This window comes from Parasphingorhabdus sp. (genome assembly GCF_036963805.1).
Lineage (GTDB): Bacteria > Pseudomonadota > Alphaproteobacteria > Sphingomonadales > Sphingomonadaceae > Parasphingorhabdus.
The window spans coordinates 58,550-77,329 of sequence record NZ_JBALUN010000002.1 but is presented as its reverse complement, the minus strand read 5'-3'; the positions used below and the strand labels follow the sequence as shown (position 1 = coordinate 77,329).

The window sequence follows — 18,780 nt, the reverse complement described above, 5'->3', positions numbered from 1 at the left end:
TCTAGTTCGCGAAAGCGAGATCGCCGCGCCCCAATTGTACAAAATCAACACGCCCGTCGGTCGAGCCGCATAGGAATGACTGTTCTTCGCTGCCGGACAATTCGCCCTCTACACGCCAACCTGCCCCATCACGGGCAACAGATTCTATACCGGACACGCGGGCATCATTGCCTGCCTGCCGTTCAGCGGCATTGGAACAAATGTTAATGGCTGTATCCATCGAACCCGTGCTGCTGTGACTGTCACTGCGGCTGTCAGAACGCCGGTCGTCATAACGCCGATTATCATTAGGCCGGTCATTGCGATAGTCGCGATCATCAGAGCGGTTATTTTTAGAAGCAGCATTGGCAATAGCGGCAATACCGCCGATAATCAGGATCCCGGCAAGCACGTCAACGCCATCAATCCCGCTGTGGTGCCGTCGATGGCCCCGTCCGTATCCATATCCGCTATACCCACGATAGCCGCGCGAACTGCGCCAACCTTCAGCTTTGTCGCTATTGGCGCTCCAATTGAGACTAGTCGTGTCTAACAGGCTTGCAGAGGTGGCGGCGGGGATCGCCGCAGGAGCAACCGGTGCCGCCATTGCGGGCGTCAAACCGGAAAAAGCCAATGCTGTCGACGCAGCGATGGCTGAAAATTGCTTTTGAAAACGCATAAATAATACCCCTGCTTTCACCAGATCATGTACCCCAGAATCCGATCATATACCACATATTAGCTGGTCCAGCCTGTCACCAGGCTGAACCATTATCTTATATTATGTAAACTTAACGCCGGTAGTTCAGGTTCTTCAGTTGCACATCGGCGACCTGGCGCCCCTCGACATAACAAGTAAACTTGCCTTGGTCATATCCACGCCGTGAGCCACGGTACCCGTCCCGAACCACAACCTTACCCTTGATTTTATACCCGCTGCGGGTGCGTTTAATATCGCCAACCTGGGTCACATCAGCCCGGCCATAACGGCTGGCCTTGCGTTCCGTCGCCCGAACACATTGGTTCACAGCCTGTTGCGAGTTGATCCTATATCCATAACGATTATCATTGGTACGGTAATTACGGTCATTATGGCTTCGGTAATTACGATCATTACGATAGCTGTCATTATAGGCATATTTGTCTTTTTTGCCCGAGCTAGCAATTGCTGCGATCGCGCCGATAATGGCGACCCCTGCGATAACTTCGCCTGTGCTGATACCGCCACGGTCATTATCTCTCGCCATTGCCGGTGTTGCAGAAACGGCCATCGCAGTTGCGGCAGCGGTTCCGATCATTGCTGTTTTAAGAGTGTTCATCTCCACTTTCCTTTCAAACTACCCGAGAACCATTTTCCGAGCTTGTGAACCTCTTCTAGACGAGACTCGTTGAGTGGAGACTGAACCCCTTTGTCAGGAGTTATTCATATTAGTCGATAGTTTTATGAATATTCTTAATGGCGGTTTTGCAACGATCCGTGGCGAAATTCACACCGAACCCCTCATTTCATTTCCCGGCACACCTCAGAAATCCGGCAATAGCTTCTATCGACTGTGACCTTCCGCAGTGCCCCCGCAAATGATCAAATATTATAAAGTCATAATATCATTTTCCGGTCATGTAGGACAGCCCGCTAAACCCCGCCGTCCACAAAAAAAGGCCGGGGTGTTTCCACCGCCGGCCATAAAGTTGTTGTTCTCAGGAGGAACAAATTGAGGTGCCGACCGGATTCTTGGGAGAGGATGGCCGGCACCAAACTGATGAATTGCTATTCTATATGTCGTATGCCCGTTCGCCATGTTCACCGAGGTCGAGGCCTTCGCGCTCAACTTCTTCGGTGACCCGCAAACCGGTGACCAATTTAGCAATTGTAATCGCAATGGCTGTACCGATGACGGCCCATATAATGGTGACCGCAACACCCTGGATCTGGATCCAGACCTGTGCACCCATGGCGGTAGAACCATCGCCAGGTCCGCCAAATAGTGGCTGATAGACAATGCCGGTGCCGATCGCGCCGACCATGCCGCCGATGCCGTGGATACCGAACGCATCCAAGGAGTCATCATAGCCAAGCTTTGGTTTCAGGAAGGACACTGCATAGTAGCAAACGATCGCGGCAACTGCGCCAAGGATGATCGCACCAAATGGTCCGCTGTTACCAGCTGCGGGGGTTACCGCAACCAGACCGGCAATCACACCGGAGCAGAAGCCAAGAGCTGAACCTTTATGACCGCTCATTTTCTCAGCCAGCATCCAGAATAGGCCGCCCGCTGCAGTCGCTACGAAAGTGTTGATCATTGCTAGGCCTGCTGAACCATCTGCTTCCAAAGCGGAACCAGCGTTAAAGCCGAACCAACCAACCCAGAGCAGGCCGGTACCAACCATGGTCAAGGTCATGCTGTGTGGAGCCATTTTTTCCTTAGGAAATCCGATACGTTTGCCCAGGATAAGCGCCGCAACCAAAGCTGATACACCAGCGTTAATGTGAACAACTGTACCACCAGCAAAATCAAGCGCGCCCATTTCAAAGAGCAATCCGCCGCCTGCCCACACCATATGGGCGATCGGGAAGTAAACAATTGTCAGCCAAATTGCGCCAAACACCATGACAGCGGAGAATTTCATCCGCTCGACTACGCTGCCTAAAACAAGGGCCAAGGTAATCGCTGCAAAAGTCATCTGGAAAGAAATAAACACATATTCAGAGATGACTTCATCGGTGAATGTTGCCGCCGTGCTGGACGGGTCAACACCAGCCAGGAAGAATTTACCCCAACTGATAAAGGAGTTTCCTTCAGGACCGAAAGCCAGTCCGTAGCCATACATGACCCAGATGAGCATCGCCAGACAAGCAGCAGCGCCGATTTGTGTCATTGTCGAAAGCATATTTTTTGAACGCGTCAGGCCACCATAAAATAGCGCCAGACCCGGAAGGATCATGAGTAAAACGAGGATTGTCGCGGTCATCATCCAAGCATTATTGCCGGGATTAGGAACAGCCACGGCCGCTTCGGCCGCCTCCTGAGCGAATGCAGGAACAGCGCTGCCTACAGCAGCTAGCGTCCCCATTATTTTTGTCGTTATTTTCATATGAAATAAACTTCCCTGTCTGTTGATCAGATTAAATCGCGGTATCGCCGGATTCACCGGTGCGAATACGAACGGCATTTTCCAGGCCCATGACAAATATCTTGCCATCACCAATGGATTCCGTGCCTGCCGCAGTCTGTATTGCTTCAACCACTTGAGCAGCCAAGTCGCTGCTACATGCGATTTCCAATTTTACTTTTGGAACCATGTTGGTTGTATATTCGGCGCCGCGATATACTTCTGTCTGGCCTTTTTGACGCCCAAAGCCTTTTACCTCCGACACTGTCATGCCGGCGACGCCAACTTCCGTCAGCGCGTCACGCACATCGTCAAGTTTAAATGGTTTTATTATGGCAATGATAAATTTCATTATGCCCCCTATTTGTTTGTTGCGAAGATCAACGTCGCAAAGGGCATGCCAGAATCACAAGCAACTGTATTTAAAGGATAACTTGAATCTCAAATTCTAAAGAAAGTGTAAACTTTGGGCAGAGCGGCCTAGTTGCCTAAATTTTGGGCAGCACTTTTTTGCATTCGTGCAATAATATCGGGAATGATTGCCGCGGTTTCCCGGCGGCCTATTTCGATCAATTCATCGGCTTTAGTGAAATTCTGCATATCAATATGCCCGACCGGCGGGGACAGCGCGAAATCAGGCGGATCAAGTGCCAGAGAATAGCGCCCCAGGTTACGCAGCGAAAGGCCTATCGAGGCTTTCACAATGGCGATGCTATTGGGATATTTACCGCCTACATGGCCGATTCCGGCCATTTCAGAACGGTGCACAAAATCATCCTGCAAATTAACCGACAGACATAGAGCATCGGGTGCCATTTGCCGTGCAGGGGAAACCGGCACCGGCAGCGCCGCGCCGCCGTCGACCAACAAACGGCCCTCATATTCCACCGGCATGAATATTCCCGGCAAGGACATGGATGCCCGAATAGCGGGCACCAACTTCCCGCTGGTCATGACAATCGTATCGCCAGTCCTGAGATCAGCCGCTACGGCGGCCACAGGGATAGCAAGATCCGAAAAATTCAGATCACCCAGTTGTTTGTCCAGCTCTTTTTCAATCGTCCGGCCGCCCATAACCGCGCCGCGCTTGAAATGCGGGTCCATGAAACGCAGCAATGTCCGCAAACTAGCGGTGCGGGCAGTTTCTTCGAGATAGTCGAGTTTCCCCGCCGCAAAGCTTGCGCCGGCAATTGCGCCAATAGACGTCCCTGAAATTGCGACAATTTCTATGGGAGAATCCTCCAAGGCACGCAAAACACCTATATGGGTCCAGCCTAAACCGGCTCCTCCACCCAGAGCCAAGGATAGTTTCACAACAATATGCTCATAAGGAAACATCCTCCGCCAAAATAGCTTTCGCGTCGTCTACGTCTTCGGCCAGCACCATAACCCGCGCAGGCATAGCGATTCCGGCCCCCTCCACGATATTGACACCGCTATCGAAACAGACCGCGCCAATACCGGCCGCTTCCAACCGGCCGCGAATAATTTCCGCTTCATAGCCATGCATGTGGCGGGACAGTTCAACCAGACTCATATCGTTTAACCTTTGCCATCAAAATAGCGATCAGTCGCGCGGGTTGGCAGACCATCTATACTCTTTACGCGACTAACGGTTTTTTCCACCCAGTTTTCTGGATCGGCCTGCCGATGATATTTGACCAGCGTTTCCCGTTCGGCCTTTAGCTCCATTTGCGGAACGCCCCAGCCGCAACTGGTTTGAACACTATCCACGGCAATGTCGAATATCTGACGGGTTCCGGGCAGTATCTCGAAATGCGCGGCCAGCTCGTCCCAAGCATCATCCTGAGGCAATACGGGCTTCCCCGTGCCATAAAGCCGCATGATTAGCGCGGGATTAGCAAAATTATTGAACATGATCGTCACCCTACCATCAGCGATCAGGTGCGCATGGGTTTCATTGCCGGAACCACCAAGGTCCAGATAAGCCACACGGTTGGGGCCCAGCACGCGAAACGCATCATAGCCTTTAGGCGACAAATTAATCCGGGCATCCGGTGCAGCCGTTGCGACAAAAAACATCGGCTGTTTTTCGATAAACGCCGTGTGGTTATCATTTAATGCATCGAAAAAGTCAGCCATGATCCAGTTTCCTGCTCAATAGAATGGCCCTCCTAACAGAGATTTCCAGATCAGAACAGCAAACCAATGTATCAAAACCACCGGCCAAAGCGACTGCGACTTTATCCTGATATGCGATAATATTATCCCCAGCATCAGGGTGACAAACCAGAAACTCGGGTACAGAAAAATATCTGCCCACGGCGGTCCCAAGATTAGCGCTTGTAACGGATAGTAGATGACGAACAAAATCGTCGACAACCATGCCCCCCAGCGCGGCGAAAGCTGAATCAGCCACGACAACAGGACGCCGCGAAAGACAAGCTCTGCGAGCAACGCCGGTACAAAAAACAAGAATATGGCGACCATCAACAACGCCGGAACATCCGCCACCGGACTCCACACGAGCCACTGCGCCAATATACCAACCAGCACGGACACGGCCAATACGGGAACAGCAAGACGCAAAGCGGCGATCCATTGCTGCGGATCAGGCCATGTTTTTAACGCCGCATATGTCTGCCGAAATGCTATATGCACCGGATCTGCTCTACCAATGCGCGCCTTCCTCTATCGCGGCCTGTTCCTCGGGACGGGTTTCACGACCCAGCACTGCATTGCGATGCGGGAAACGTCCATATTCAGCGATAATATCGCGATGCGCCTTGGCAAATTTAATGTTATTTTCGAAGCCCAAAGCCGTGAAGAGGCCCAAAGACCGTGTCTGGTCTTCCATATCTTCGCTGTGCATGAAGGGCATATACATAAACACCCGCTGTTGCTCCGTAAGCTTGTCGTCAAATTCACGGTCGATAGCTTTTTTGGCGATCTGTAGTGCCAGATGGTCTGTCGCGAAGGCTTCTGCTGTGTCCCGAAACATATTGCGCGGGAATTGATCAAACAGGATTATCGCGGCCAGCACCATTTCGGGATTATCCAGAAAATCATCTGCGACTTTTGATTTCTGTTCTTCCCAAAGCTCCTGAAAACGCTCGATAACCGTCTCGTCAACAGTGTTTTTAGACCCGAACCAGTCATCTGGCCCTAACTCATCGAACCAAAAATGGACGACCTCTGCTGTCCAATTTTCAGTCATTAGGCAGCTGTCCCACCAACCGTAATCCCGTCAACGAGCAACGTTGGCTGTCCCACACCGGCTGGCACTGACTGCCCGCCTTTGCCGCACACGCCGATGCCTTCATCCAGCGCCATGTCGTTTCCGATACCGGTCACTTTCGTCAGCACGGTCGGGCCGTCACCGATCAAAGTCGCTCCCTTAATGGGCGCGCCAAGCTTTCCGTTCTCGATCTTATAAGCTTCAGTGCAGGAAAAAACGAACTTGCCGGACACAATGTCCACCTGACCGCCGCCAAAGCTTTTCGCATAAATGCCGTTTTTCACGCGGCTCATCAGTTCCGCGGGATCATCATTACCGCCCCGCATAAAGGTGTTGGTCATCCGCGGCATCGGGGCATGGGCATAGCTTTCGCGTCGTCCGTTGCCAGTTGCAGGCACACCCATCAGACGCGCGTTTAGGCGGTCCTGCATATAGCATTTCAAAATGCCATCCTCGATCAGAACATTTTCCTGCGTCGGTGTGCCTTCATCATCGATGCTCAGCGATCCGCGCCGTTCACTAATGGAACCGTCATCGACAACCGTGACACCGGGGGCAGCGACGCGTTCGCCGATCCGGCCGGAAAAGGCGCTGGTGCCTTTACGGTTGAAATCGCCTTCCAGCCCGTGGCCGATGGCTTCGTGCAAAATTATGCCGGGCCAGCCGGGGCCAAGCAATATCGTCTGCTCTCCGGCAGGTGCAGCGACGCTTTCCAAGTTTACCAGCGCCTGATGAAGCGCTTCGTCGATCGCACGGTTCCAGCGGGCTTTTTCAAATAGCTGATCGTATAAATAGCGGCCACCCATGCCAAAGCTACCGGTTTCGCGGCGGCCATTTTGTTCGGCAACGATGGACACATTAAGCCGGACCAAAGGCCGCACATCGGTTGCGACAAAACCGTCGGGACGGACAATCTCGACCACACTCCAACTGCCGGACAAGCCCACGGACACCTGCGCAACGCGCGGATCACGGGCACGGGCGGCGGCGTCAATTTCTTGACACAAGGCGACTTTTTTCGCGAAAGGAATGGTTTCCAGCGGATTGGCTTCGCCATAAAGATGCTGGTTTGAGCCGCGCGGTGGCGGCGCTGCTTCCCCCTTGGCAGGGTCGAGCAATTGCAGCGTTTGTGCGGCGCGCTTTATCGCCGCTTCGCTAATTTCGTTACTATGGGAAAAACCGGTCATTTCACCGGAAACACCGCGCAGGCCAAAACCACTATCCGTACTATAATCGGCTGTTTTCAAACGACCGTCATCGAATCCGAAGCTCTCTACCGCGCTATATTGCAGATAAAGCTCTCCATCATCACATGCAGAAAGACTGTTGGATACTAGCGCCTTGGCCCGTTCAGGGTCCAATCCATCTTGGCGATATAGAAACGAGCGGGGGTCAATATTTTTCATCATGTCGTTTATATAGAAACGAAAACGGGGCTGCGCACCCCCTTAAGTCAGATTATTCGCTTTCAGCGACTTGTGCCGAAACATCGGCAGGTCCGCCCATCAGGACAAAACGCCGGTCGCAATAGCCGCAATCAACATAGCCTTTTTCGTCAATTTCCAGCCATACCCGCGGATGGCCAAGCGCGGCGCCACCCGGAATGTCGGATGCGCCATCACAGGCATTGCGTTTTTTTGATGTTCTTACGATTTCAGCTGTGTCGTTCATGCCGCGGAATTAGCAACAGTCGCGGGTCAGTGCAATATATTACGCGCGAATATTACAATGCACCAATTCAACCAAAACGATCATAGATAATCAACCGTCATAGTGAATGTTCCCGAATACTGCCCAGCCTGTTGATTACCGTTAACATTTAAGCGGCCTCCAACGGTCAGCTGATATATACCAAGCGTGCCCAGAAAGCCGCGAACAAAAGTGTTAAAATTACGATTACCGTTGCCGATTGCCATCCGGTCAATATTCATAGTATGTGTGCCGTTAGTGTGCCTGACCGTCATGGTTCCCGGAATGGATATTTCAACAATCTGGTTCGGCCCGCCATAGATAATGAAGGTACCACGACCTGCTCCACCAGAAGCTAGCGTCACACCACCTGTCCTCGTCCGGTTACCGTTACGTGTGTCGATGGTGACTGACCCCGGTGTCGCCGACGGGATGATATTACCAAATTCCAAAAGCGCAGTATTCACCACTGAGAGCGGTCCAATAGTCACAGCTCTACCGTTAGCAGTGGCGGTTTGCGCGAAAACGGCTGGCGCGCTTGTCATCCCTATAAGCAACGCCAACAGGCAGCCGATCAGCCGCGGAATCATCTGGTCTCTGGTCATCATATTTTACTCTTTACCCACATAAAGTATAAATAATGCCGCTGCACGGTGGCTAATCCCCATTAAACCGCCGGCTTAAACATTCGGTCACTGATATTCTGTCGTCTCGTCTTTTGGTCCACGCTGCCCTCACTAGCGGCAACACCACAAAAAAATGTTTAACATCACGGCTAAAATTCCGTTAACAGCCGCTTCATTCTAAATTATCAGCTGCGCAAAGCCTTTGATTGTAAGAGATAAGATGGTTATGCGGTTGTAATGACTGAAGCAGCTATTTCCATCGACCATCTTTCAAAAACCTACGCTGGCGGCAAAAAAGCGCTGGATGACGTTACTTTCGACGTGAAGCGTGGCGAGATATTCGGCCTGCTTGGCCCTAATGGTGCAGGCAAATCCACCCTAATCAATATATTGTCCGGCATGGTCAGTAAAACAGGCGGTTCGGCGACTATCTGGGGCTTTGACATTGATGTAGATCACCGCAATGCAAAAGCATCCATCGGCATTGTCCCGCAGGAAATCATGTTTGACCCATTCTTCACACCTGCAGAATCACTGGAAGTGGTGGCAGGCCTCTATGGTATTAAAAAATCAGAACGGCGGACGATGGAATTGCTCCGCGCGGTGCACTTGGAAGACAAGGCCGATGCCTATTCGCGGACATTGTCGGGCGGAATGAAGCGGCGTTTGCTGGTTGCCAAGGCGATGGTCCATTCCCCGCCGATATTGGTACTGGATGAACCTACAGCAGGCGTCGATATTGAATTGCGACAACAGCTTTGGGAATATGTCGAACAGCTCAACAAATCAGGGATCACAATAGTCCTGACCACCCACTATCTGGAAGAGGCAGAAAATCTCTGTGACCGGATTGCGATTATCAATCATGGCAAGCTCATCGCGCTGAAAACTACACCGGAACTGGTCGGCATGGCACGTGAAAAGCTGGTAGAACTGACACTGGACCGGGATATTTCGGAAGACTCGGATGCTGTCACCTTTGCGGACGATCTATTTCTGAAGGCCGACATTATCGGCCCGCGCACGATTGCCGTGACCTATAATAAAGATCGCACCAATGCAGGGGGGGTGATGGAAGCTATACAAAAACGCGGATATCAAATTGTGGACGTGACGACGCGGGAAGCCGATCTGGAAGACGTGTTCCTCAATCTCACCCGCAAAGCAGCGTGAGCCATTTCGACGTCATCATCGTCGGCTCCGGCGCGGCGGGGCTAAGCGCAGCAATCACACTGGCGCGGACGCACAAGGTGCTGGTACTCGCCAAAGGCGATTTGGCCGGAGGCTCCACGACCTGGGCGCAGGGCGGCATTGCCGCTGTGCTCGACGCGGGCGATACGTTTGAAAACCATATTGAAGACACAATGGTTGCAGGCGCAGGCCTGAACCGCCGGGAGACTGTCGAATTTGTTGTCGAAAATGCCCCCGCCGCGATCCAGCGACTGGAAGAAATGGGCGTGCCGTTTAACAAGGAAGCCGAAGTACTCCATCTCACCCGCGAAGGCGGCCATAGCCATAGACGGATCGTCCATGTCGATGATGCCACCGGTTGGGCAGTGCAAGAAGCACTGCAGAACACGGCAGCTGCCCATCCCAATATCACGCTTCAGCCGCATATGGTGGCGATTGATCTGATTGCAGACCGGCATGCCGTAACACCGACTGGCGCGAAAAATGTCTGGGGTGTTTATGCGCTCAACAATAGCACGGGACATGTCGAAACCCTGACATCACGGGCCACAATCATGGCCAGCGGCGGGGCTGGCCGGACCTATTTATTTTCCACCGCGCCGCGCGGAGCAACCGGGGACGGTATAGCCATGGCCTGGCGTGCTGGCGCGCGGGTTTCCAATATGGAAATGATGCAGTTTCACCCGACCTGCCTCTATAATCTCGAAGTCAAAAATTTCCTGATCACCGAAGCGGTGCGCGGCGAAGGCGGTCATTTGAAATTGCCGCCCCCGGAAAAAGGCGGTGGGCCAGATGGCGGCGAGCGGTTCATGCGGCGCTTTGACCCGGAACGCATGGAACTGGCCCCGCGCGATATTGTAGCCCGCGCCAATGATCATGAGATCAAGCGCCTCGGCCTTGACTATGTTCATCTCGATATCTCTCACCGTGACCCGGAATTTGTGAAGGGCCATTTCCCGAACATCTATGAAAAGCTGCTCGGCCTTGGCATCGACATGACCAAGGAACCGATACCGGTGGTCCCGGCGCAGCATTATACCTGCGGCGGCATATTGATTGATCTTCATGGCCGCACTGACCTGCCCGGCCTCTATGCCGCTGGTGAGGCCAGCGAAAGCGGCCTGCATGGCGCAAACCGCCTTGCCTCTAACAGCCTACTCGAATGCTTTGTATTTGGCGATGCCGCTGCGCGCGATATCGCGGCGCATTGGGATGAGATGCCCGAACCGCCAGCAATCCGCCCATGGGATGAAAGCCGCGTCACCGATAGTGACGAAGAAGTAGTGATCAAACAAACCTGGACAGAGATCCGGCGCTTTATGTGGAATTATGTCGGCATCGTCCGCACCACCAAACGCCTGGAACGTGCCCAACATCGCATCGATCTGCTGCGCGGAGAGGTTCAGGAATATTACGGTAACTTCCGGGTAACGCAGGATTTGATCGAATTACGCAACCTGATCGAGGTGGCTGATCTGATTGTGAAATCCGCACTCGCCCGCAAAGAAAGCCGGGGGCTTCATTATATTACCGACTATCCCGACCGATTACCGGCGGCGGTTGACACGGTGTTGGTACCTTAACTCCGCCTTTTAATGCTCGTCGATCTACAACTGGGTTTAATATTAGCATATGGATTACGCGCAACGCGGATAAATACGGATTTGCATGCTGGTTACAAATTCCCATACTGGCTTTTGTGTTAATGTTGGGGCCTTTTGGTCTGACCCTCTATTTGCTGCTACGGTTTACACGGCACAATAGAGTTGCGGATGATGTAGTCCCTCAATAAGGCACGGATGTTGAATTAGCAGCACATGGTTCCAATCTTAAGAGAGATAAGGAATTGAAAAAGGGTAAGTAATGGCAGATCCGTATCAAGCATTAGGCGTGACCAAAGGCGCCAGCGAAAAGGAAATTAAAAGCGCCTATCGCACGCTTGCCAAAGAGCTGCATCCTGATCGCAACAAGGATAATCCCAAAGCGACCGAGCGGTTCTCTGACGTAACAAAGGCTTATGACCTGTTGCTCGATAAAGATAAGCGCGCGCAATATGATCGTGGTGAAATTGATTCCGAGGGGAATCCTGCGGGATATGGCTTTGGCGGCGGTCAGAGCGGCGGCTATTCGCGCGGCGGCGGCGGTCAACAATTTGGCAATAGCAGTTCCGATTTTGGTGATATATTTGACGGACTATTTGGCGGTGGCGGCGGGGCCAGTTCCAGTCCCTTTGGCTCTCGCCAACGTAGCGCCCCTCCTCCCAAGGGAGCCAATGTGTCCTATCGGTTGAAAGTTGAGTTTACCGCTGCGGCAACGCTTGAGAAACAGCGGATAACTTTGGAAGATGGCAAGACCATTGACCTCAGCTTGCCGAAAGGCGTCGAAGAAGGCACACAAATGCGGCTTGGCGGCAAAGGCCGTCAGGGGCCCGGCGGCAATGGCGATGCGATTGTAACCATTCACATAGGCAGCCATCCCTTTTACGAGCGCGATGGCGACAATGTGACACTGGAACTACCGATCAGCCTGAAAGAAGCGGTTGAAGGAGCCAAAGTCAAGGTACCGACCGTTGACGGGCCGGTGATGCTGTCCATTCCCGCTGGTTCTGATTCTGGCAAAACTTTACGGCTCAAAAACAAAGGTTTCCACAAGAAATCTGGCGAACGCGGCGATCAGCTGGTAACGTTAATGATTAGCTTGCCAAAGGATGACGAGAAGCTGACGGAATTTGTCAAAAGCTGGGACAATGAAGAAAATCCACGCGCTGCGATGGGCGTGTAATTTTGGTAATTCAGTCTCATGTCTGATATTTCCCCCCTTTCTCCCGAAGCGCGGCGCGAGAAAAGGGCTAAGCCGGGGAGGCAGGCCGAGCAAGCCGACGAAACACTGGCGACAAAACATTTCCCGCGACAAATTATGTCAGTGGTCGAGCGCACGGCGGTTGGTGTCTACACCGATGGCTTCACGTTTGCGGGAAATTTCGCCTACCTCGCTTTACTGGCTGTATTCTCATTCTTCATCGTCGCTGCGGCCATTGCGGGCAGCTTTGGCCAGACCGCCATCGGGACGGATTTCATCGAGGCGTTTCTCAGGACCGTTCCGCCATCGGTTGCCAATGCACTACACGACCCGATTAGCGATGCGATGAGCGCCAGAACGGGGCCTCTCCTATGGTTCAGCGCCGCCGTCGGCCTTTGGACCACCGCCAGCCTGATCGAAACAATCCGGGGGATTTTGCACCGAGCCTATGGTGTAGAAGCGCAGCGCGCCTTTTGGGAATATCGCCTGAGTTCCATCGGCCTCATCATTCTGTCGGTATTTTTCGCGATGTTCGCCCTCAGTACCCAGTTTCTTTTGGTAGGAGCTGGCGAATTTCTGGGCATTTTCTTTCCGAATCTCGTTGGAAGTGCAGCCTGGCTCTCACTCTCGAGTGCATTGCCTTTCTTAATGTTGTTCATGACACTTTACCTGTTATTCCGTTTGCTCACACCGCGCCAATATCGCCCCCGTATCTATCCCAAATGGCCGGGCGCGGTATTCATTAGCGGATGGTGGCTGCTCATCACAGGCTTGCTCCCGCTCTTTTTAAAATATGCAGCCAATTATCAGCTTACCTACGGCAGCCTTGCCGGAGTGATGATCACGCTTATCTTTTTCTATCTAATCGGCCTCGGCATGGTTATCGGGTCCGAACTTAACGCCGCCCTTGCCGACCGTCCGCAGCGCAAAGAGCCTTATTGATGCATAATTGATAATGATTTTCTGGAGTATCCGCGACATGGGCGCTATTGACGACAAAATTTACAACATAAAAGGGACCGGCAATGAATGAACTGATGAAAGGCAAACGCGGCCTGATCATGGGCCTTGCCAATAATAAATCACTGGCTTGGGGCATTGCAAAGCAACTTTCCGAAGCGGGTGCGGAGCTGGCTTTCTCTTATCAGGGCGATGCTTTGGCAAAACGAGTCAAGCCACTTGCTGCCGAATTAGGCTCCGATTTCCTGATTGATTGCGATGTCTCTGACATGGGCGCACTGGACGCTGCATTTGAACAATTGCAGTCCCGCTGGGAAACACTGGATTTTGTCATCCATGCCATCGGCTATTCTGACAAGACCGAATTGCGCGGAAAATATGTCGATACCAGCCTCGACAATTTTCTGATGACGATGAATATTTCAGCTTATAGCCTGGTTGCAGTAACGCAGCGTGCCGCCAAGATGATGCCCAATGGCGGTAGTATCGTTACCCTCACCTATTATGGCGCAGAGAAAGTCATTCCCCATTATAATGTTATGGGTGTGGCCAAAGCTGCTCTCGAAGCATCGGTTAAATATCTCGCCAACGATCTTGGCCCCGACAAAATCCGGGTCAATGCAATTTCTGCAGGACCTATCAAGACCTTGGCAGCTAGCGGCATTGGCGATTTCCGCTACATCCTGAAATGGAATGAATATAATTCGCCTATGCGCCGCAATGTGACGATTGAAGATGTCGGTGGGGCGGGCCTGTATTTCTGTTCCGACCTATCCTCCGGCGTCACCGGCGAAACCCATCATGTTGACGGCGGTTATCATGTCGTCGGTATGAAGCAGGAAGATGCGCCCGATATTGCGCTGGATTGATGATATTAGGTTTGCATATTGCTGGCAGTCTATTTCAAGATCCAAACAAAATCAGCGGCCATGCAAGGTTTTTTGTAGATGACCCGTTCGGAAATAGAGTAGAGATCATCGGCGGGGAGAATTCAGCTTGAGCTTCAACACATTTGGCCGCGTTTTTCGCTTTTCCACTTGGGGAGAAAGCCACGGACCTGCGCTTGGCGCAGTAGTGGACGGCTGTCCTCCGGGCTTAGAGATTAGTGAAACGGACATTCAGCCATTTCTGGACTCCCGCCGCCCCGGCCAGTCGAAATATACGACGCAGCGTCAAGAGCCTGATCAGGTCAAAATATTATCCGGTGTGTTTGACGGGAAAACAACCGGCACGCCGATTTCGCTGATGATCGAAAATGTCGATCAACGGTCCAAAGATTATAGCGAAGTCGCCAAAGCCTATCGCCCCGGCCATGCCGACTATGCCTATGACGCCAAATACGGCTTTCGCGATTATCGCGGCGGCGGCCGGTCCAGCGCCCGCGAAACCGCAGCACGGGTTGCGGCTGGTGCGGTTGCCCGGTTGGTTATACCGGAAGTTTCGATCTGGGCGTGGGTCGCTGAAATTGGCGGCGATGCGATTGACGCTGCGAATTTTGATGCCAATGAAATTGGCAATAATCCGTTTTTTTGCCCTGATGCAGTCGCGGCCAAACGCTGGGAAGCCTTGGTCGACGATGCCCGCAAGTCTGGTAGCAGCCTAGGCGCTATCATAGCCTGTGAGGCAACCGGCGTTCCGGCCGGATGGGGTGCACCTGTCTATGCCAAGCTCGATAGCGAGATTGCATCCGCGATGATGACTATCAATGCGACCAAGGGCGTCGAAATTGGCGATGGTTTTGCCGCAGCACGTCTGCGCGGTGAAGATAATGCCGACGCCATGCGGCCGGGCAACGGGGGACCGCGCTTTGAGTCCAATCATGCAGGCGGCACGGCGGGCGGAATTTCCACCGGCCAACCGGTTTTCTGCCGCGTCGCGTTCAAGCCGACGAGTTCAATTTTGACACCCGTGGATACCGTAACGCGCGATGGCGAGGCGACCGAAATAATTACAAAAGGCCGCCACGACCCCTGTGTCGGCATTCGCGGCGTACCCGTAGTAGAAGCCATGATGGCCTTGGTTCTCGCAGATCAAAAACTGCTGCACCGGGCGCAATGCGGGTGAGTATAGCGTAAATGATCGACCTCATTCTTCATGTCCTGGATGGCTATATTCAAGAGTATAAAGCCATCATCGGGCTTGTTATTTTAGGGTTTTTATTTGCTGGTTTCATCATGGAACGCTTCCCTGCGGCGGTGGTAGCGGTTCTTGGAGCCTGCACATTCCTCTTTCTGGGCATTATTGATTCTGACGGATTATTTTCCGTCTTTTCCAACACGGCCCCCATTACTATCGCTGCCATGTTTATCTTGTCCGGCGCGCTTTTGAGAACCGGTACTATTGATGCGATTGCCGGATTCATCATAGAACGTGCCAAAAAGCGGCCCAAACTGGCTGTAGCAGAAATGTTTCTGGGTGCCTTTTTCGCCTCCGCGTTTATGAACAACACACCTGTTGTGATCGTGCTGATCCCGATCATCATTCGCCTGTCTCGTGCTACCGGCATATCTTCCAAAAAACTGCTCATTCCACTGAGCTTCATTTGTATATTGGGCGGAACAACCACTTTGATCGGTACATCTACGAACCTGATCGTTGATGCTGTCGCCCAAGACGCTGGCATGGCCGGTTTCGGAATTTTTGAAATCACACCCTTTGGCTTGGTCGCGGCTGTTTCCGGTACAATCATGATGGTATTGTTCAGCAGCTGGCTGTTGCCCGACGGCCAGGCCGGCGGAGAATTTTCCAGCAGCGATGAAAGTGACTTTCTAACCGAACTTACCGTACGCAATAAATCGTCGGCTATCGGCAAAAAGCTCGCGGAAGTACCGGTGATCCGCCGGACCAGCGTAAATGTATCGGCTGTAAAACGGCTCAGCAGCTATATTCGTCACGATTTGGAATATCATGAACTGCGCGCCGGAGATCGCATCGTTGTCCGCTTAGATCTGGCAGAACTCATATCCTTACGATCTTCGGAGGATTTCAAAATTGGTATTGTCCGGTCTGGCGATGTGGGACCATTGGGCGAAGAACTTGTCGAAGCAACAGTTGCCCCGGGGCACCCCAGCATCGGTAGCCGATTATTTGATATTCCGTTTCTCGGCCAGCTTAACGTCCGCATATTAGGCATGACACGCTATCGCAATTTGCCGCGATCTGACCTGACCAATGCCCGCATTCACGTTGCCGATCGCTTACTCGTCACAGGGTCAAGCAAAGACATTCAAAGGATGTACGAGAACCCGAATCTGTTTGGCGTAGGCCAAACGAAGATACGGGCTTTTCGGCGGGACCGCGCGCCCATAGCCATTGGTGCTCTGGTAGCCGTGGTTGTCCTCGCGGCGCTTAACATAATCCCTTTAGCGGTTGCAGCAATATTGGCTGTCGGCGCGATCCTGCTTGCACGTTGCATTGATGCGGAGGAAGCTTGGGGCTCCCTTGACGGCAATGTGCTTGTACTGATTTTCGGAATGTTGGCAGTCGGTCTGGGCCTTCAGCAAGCTGGCAGCGTTGATCTGATAGTTGCAGAGCTGACGCCCTGGTTGCGCGCTATGCCTCCTTGGACGCTTGTTTTCGCGGTATATGTGTTTTCCGTGATTATGACCGAGATTGTCACGAACAACGCGGTAGCCATCATCGTCACGCCTATCGTCATCGCGCTGGGCAACGACCTCGGTGTAGACCCGCGGCCATTAGTCATCGCCGTCATGTTTGCAGCCTCTGCCAGCTTTGCAACGCCCATCGGCTATCAAACCAATACGCTTGTCTATGCGGCGGGCAATTACCGGTTCACTGATTTCTTCAAGGCAGGCATCCCGCTAACCTTCGGTGTAGGACTTTCGACCTGTATGGCGATAAGTTTCTGGATGTAACGCAATATATGTTGCTTTATTGGCGCTTGCCGAACCACAGTGAGGACGATAGGTTTCAGGACTGATAAAAGGGTTCGTTAAACAGCCCCAATAGCGGGGAATATGTGATGTTGTCGTTTTGGTTCAAAATACCGCTTTGGCAGCGAGTCATTGCTGCACTGATACTCGGTATAATCACCGGCCTTGCTTGGGGACCGGAATCAGAATCGATCAAATGGATCGGTGATTTTTTTATCAAGTCGATCAAGATGCTCGTCGTTCCCTTGATCTTCTTCTCGCTTGTGGCTGGCGTCGCGGCCCTTGGCGACCTTAAAAAACTGGGGAGTGTCGGCGGCCGCGCGATGATCTTGTTCATTATAACGGGCCAAATCGCCGCATGGCTGGGCCTTGCCTTGGGCACTTTGGTACAACCCGGCAAAGGTGTAAACACCGACGCCATTCAAAAAGGTACGACGCCAGTACCCAATGACACAAGCGCTGTGGATATGATCCTGTCGATTGTCCCCGACAGTCCGGTGCAAGTCATGGCGGATGTCCGCGTATTGCCATTGATAGTATTTGCCTTGCTCATCGGTATCGGCATTTTAATGGCCAAGGAAGAGGGCAAACCGCTGGCCAAGATATTCGATAGCGGCGCGATTGTGATGCAGAAAGTCACCATGATCGTTATGGAATTGACCCCGTTCGGAGTCTTTGCCCTGATGGCATGGGTCGCCGGCGTTCTGGGCGTAGAGGCGCTGCAATCTCTGGCATGGCTTGTCGCCCTCAACTATATTGGCTGCTTGCTGATCATCTTCGTGATGTATAGCGCGATGATCAAATTTCTCGCAAAACTGCCTGTTATCGATTTTTTCCGCGGCATTATTGATGCGATGGCCGTCAGTTATTCAACTGCTTCCTCCAATGCCACCCTGCCCGTCACCCTGCGCTGTGTGCAGCGCAATCTGGGCGTTTCGCAAAGTGTGTCGAGTTTCGTTGTGTCACTTGGCGCGACCATCAACATGAATGGTACAGCGATGTATCTCGGCTTAGCGACCTTGTTCGGCGCACAGATATTCGGCGTGGACCTGAGCTGGGGCGACTATGTTCTGATTGCGATCACTTCAACACTAGGGGCCATCGGTGCAGCGGGCATACCCGGTGCTGGCCTCATCATGATGGCGCTGGTGTTTGGTAGCGTCGGTGTTCCGCTTGAAACCATCGCTTTCGTTGCCGGTGTTGACCGGATCATGGACATGATGCGCACCACTACCAATGTATCCGGTGATGCTGCTGTTGCTGTTACCGTTGCTGTAATGACCGGCGAAATTGACATCGAGGAAATGATTTCAGCGGATGATGTGTAGGGTTT

General features: G+C 52.6%; 20 protein-coding genes. 8 read left to right on the top strand and 12 right to left on the bottom strand.

From position 1 onward, the window contains the following. Nucleotide 1: 1 nt before the first annotated feature. The 12 genes from V7676_RS07125 to V7676_RS07070 form a co-directional block, all read right to left on the bottom strand. On the bottom strand, nt 2-658 hold the full coding sequence (locus V7676_RS07125; protein WP_335658999.1) for a hypothetical protein: 657 nt from the start codon (nt 656-658) through the stop codon (nt 2-4). 112 nt (nt 659-770) lie between these two features. Next, nucleotides 771-1,298 (bottom strand): hypothetical protein, encoded by a 528-nt coding sequence (locus V7676_RS07120; protein WP_335658998.1) that lies wholly within the window; start codon nt 1,296-1,298, stop codon nt 771-773. A gap of 454 nt (nt 1,299-1,752) precedes the next feature. Continuing rightward, the gene (locus V7676_RS07115) at nt 1,753-3,072 is read right to left on the bottom strand and encodes an ammonium transporter (RefSeq protein ID WP_335658997.1); all 1,320 of its coding nucleotides are present in this window, start codon (nt 3,070-3,072) and stop codon (nt 1,753-1,755) included. Nucleotides 3,073-3,103: 31 nt separating this feature from the next. Then, the gene (locus V7676_RS07110) at nt 3,104-3,442 is read right to left on the bottom strand and encodes a P-II family nitrogen regulator (RefSeq protein ID WP_335658996.1); all 339 of its coding nucleotides are present in this window, start codon (nt 3,440-3,442) and stop codon (nt 3,104-3,106) included. A 128-nt stretch (nt 3,443-3,570) separates the two neighbouring features. Continuing rightward, a complete protein-coding gene (locus tag V7676_RS07105) occupies nt 3,571-4,404 on the bottom strand; it encodes a patatin-like phospholipase family protein (protein WP_335658995.1) in 834 nt (277 codons plus the stop codon). A gap of 10 nt (nt 4,405-4,414) precedes the next feature. Then, complete coding sequence (locus V7676_RS07100) at nt 4,415-4,627, bottom strand: putative signal transducing protein (RefSeq protein WP_335658994.1); 213 nt, start codon at nt 4,625-4,627, stop codon at nt 4,415-4,417. Between the two features lie 5 nt (nt 4,628-4,632). Next, a complete protein-coding gene (locus V7676_RS07095) occupies nt 4,633-5,193 on the bottom strand; it encodes a pyridoxamine 5'-phosphate oxidase family protein (RefSeq protein ID WP_335658993.1) in 561 nt (186 codons plus the stop codon). Between the two features lie 15 nt (nt 5,194-5,208). After that, nucleotides 5,209-5,712 carry a CPBP family glutamic-type intramembrane protease gene (locus V7676_RS07090; protein WP_335658992.1) on the bottom strand — a complete coding sequence of 168 codons (504 nt, stop codon included), beginning with the start codon at nt 5,710-5,712 and terminating at the stop codon, nt 5,209-5,211. A 10-nt stretch (nt 5,713-5,722) separates the two neighbouring features. Next, on the bottom strand, nt 5,723-6,268 hold the full coding sequence (locus V7676_RS07085) for a DUF924 family protein (RefSeq protein ID WP_335658991.1): 546 nt from the start codon (nt 6,266-6,268) through the stop codon (nt 5,723-5,725). Continuing rightward, nucleotides 6,268-7,698 carry a metalloprotease TldD gene (gene tldD / locus V7676_RS07080; protein WP_335658990.1) on the bottom strand — a complete coding sequence of 477 codons (1,431 nt, stop codon included), beginning with the start codon at nt 7,696-7,698 and terminating at the stop codon, nt 6,268-6,270. Before tldD ends, V7676_RS07085 begins: the two co-directional genes overlap by 1 nt. 49 nt (nt 7,699-7,747) lie before the next feature. Next, complete coding sequence (locus tag V7676_RS07075) at nt 7,748-7,960, bottom strand: zinc-finger domain-containing protein (protein WP_335658989.1); 213 nt, start codon at nt 7,958-7,960, stop codon at nt 7,748-7,750. Between the two features lie 80 nt (nt 7,961-8,040). Continuing rightward, nucleotides 8,041-8,586: a DUF4402 domain-containing protein gene (locus V7676_RS07070; protein WP_335658988.1), complete on the bottom strand. Its 546-nt coding sequence runs from the start codon at nt 8,584-8,586 to the stop codon at nt 8,041-8,043. A 255-nt stretch (nt 8,587-8,841) separates the two neighbouring features. Between V7676_RS07070 and V7676_RS07065 the strand changes: the two genes are divergently transcribed. The 8 genes from V7676_RS07065 (at nt 8,842) to V7676_RS07030 (ending at nt 18,775) form a co-directional block, all read left to right on the top strand. Next, a complete protein-coding gene (locus V7676_RS07065; protein ID WP_335658987.1) occupies nt 8,842-9,777 on the top strand; it encodes an ABC transporter ATP-binding protein in 936 nt (311 codons plus the stop codon). Then, nucleotides 9,774-11,378 (top strand): L-aspartate oxidase, encoded by a 1,605-nt coding sequence (gene nadB / locus V7676_RS07060; protein WP_335658986.1) that lies wholly within the window; start codon nt 9,774-9,776, stop codon nt 11,376-11,378. Before V7676_RS07065 ends, nadB begins: the two co-directional genes overlap by 4 nt. 280 nt (nt 11,379-11,658) lie before the next feature. Beyond that, the gene (locus tag V7676_RS07055; protein ID WP_335658985.1) at nt 11,659-12,576 is read left to right on the top strand and encodes a DnaJ C-terminal domain-containing protein; all 918 of its coding nucleotides are present in this window, start codon (nt 11,659-11,661) and stop codon (nt 12,574-12,576) included. 18 nt (nt 12,577-12,594) lie between these two features. After that, on the top strand, nt 12,595-13,536 hold the full coding sequence (locus V7676_RS07050; RefSeq protein WP_335658984.1) for a YihY/virulence factor BrkB family protein: 942 nt from the start codon (nt 12,595-12,597) through the stop codon (nt 13,534-13,536). 83 nt (nt 13,537-13,619) lie between these two features. Beyond that, on the top strand, nt 13,620-14,423 hold the full coding sequence (fabI, locus tag V7676_RS07045) for an enoyl-ACP reductase FabI (RefSeq protein WP_335658983.1): 804 nt from the start codon (nt 13,620-13,622) through the stop codon (nt 14,421-14,423). Between the two features lie 127 nt (nt 14,424-14,550). Further along, on the top strand, nt 14,551-15,618 hold the full coding sequence (gene aroC, locus V7676_RS07040; RefSeq protein WP_335658982.1) for a chorismate synthase: 1,068 nt from the start codon (nt 14,551-14,553) through the stop codon (nt 15,616-15,618). Nucleotides 15,619-15,629: 11 nt separating this feature from the next. Further along, nucleotides 15,630-17,429 (top strand): SLC13 family permease, encoded by a 1,800-nt coding sequence (locus tag V7676_RS07035; RefSeq protein ID WP_335658981.1) that lies wholly within the window; start codon nt 15,630-15,632, stop codon nt 17,427-17,429. 107 nt (nt 17,430-17,536) lie between these two features. Then, complete coding sequence (locus tag V7676_RS07030; protein ID WP_335658980.1) at nt 17,537-18,775, top strand: dicarboxylate/amino acid:cation symporter; 1,239 nt, start codon at nt 17,537-17,539, stop codon at nt 18,773-18,775. The last annotated feature ends 5 nt before the right edge of the window (nt 18,776-18,780 follow it).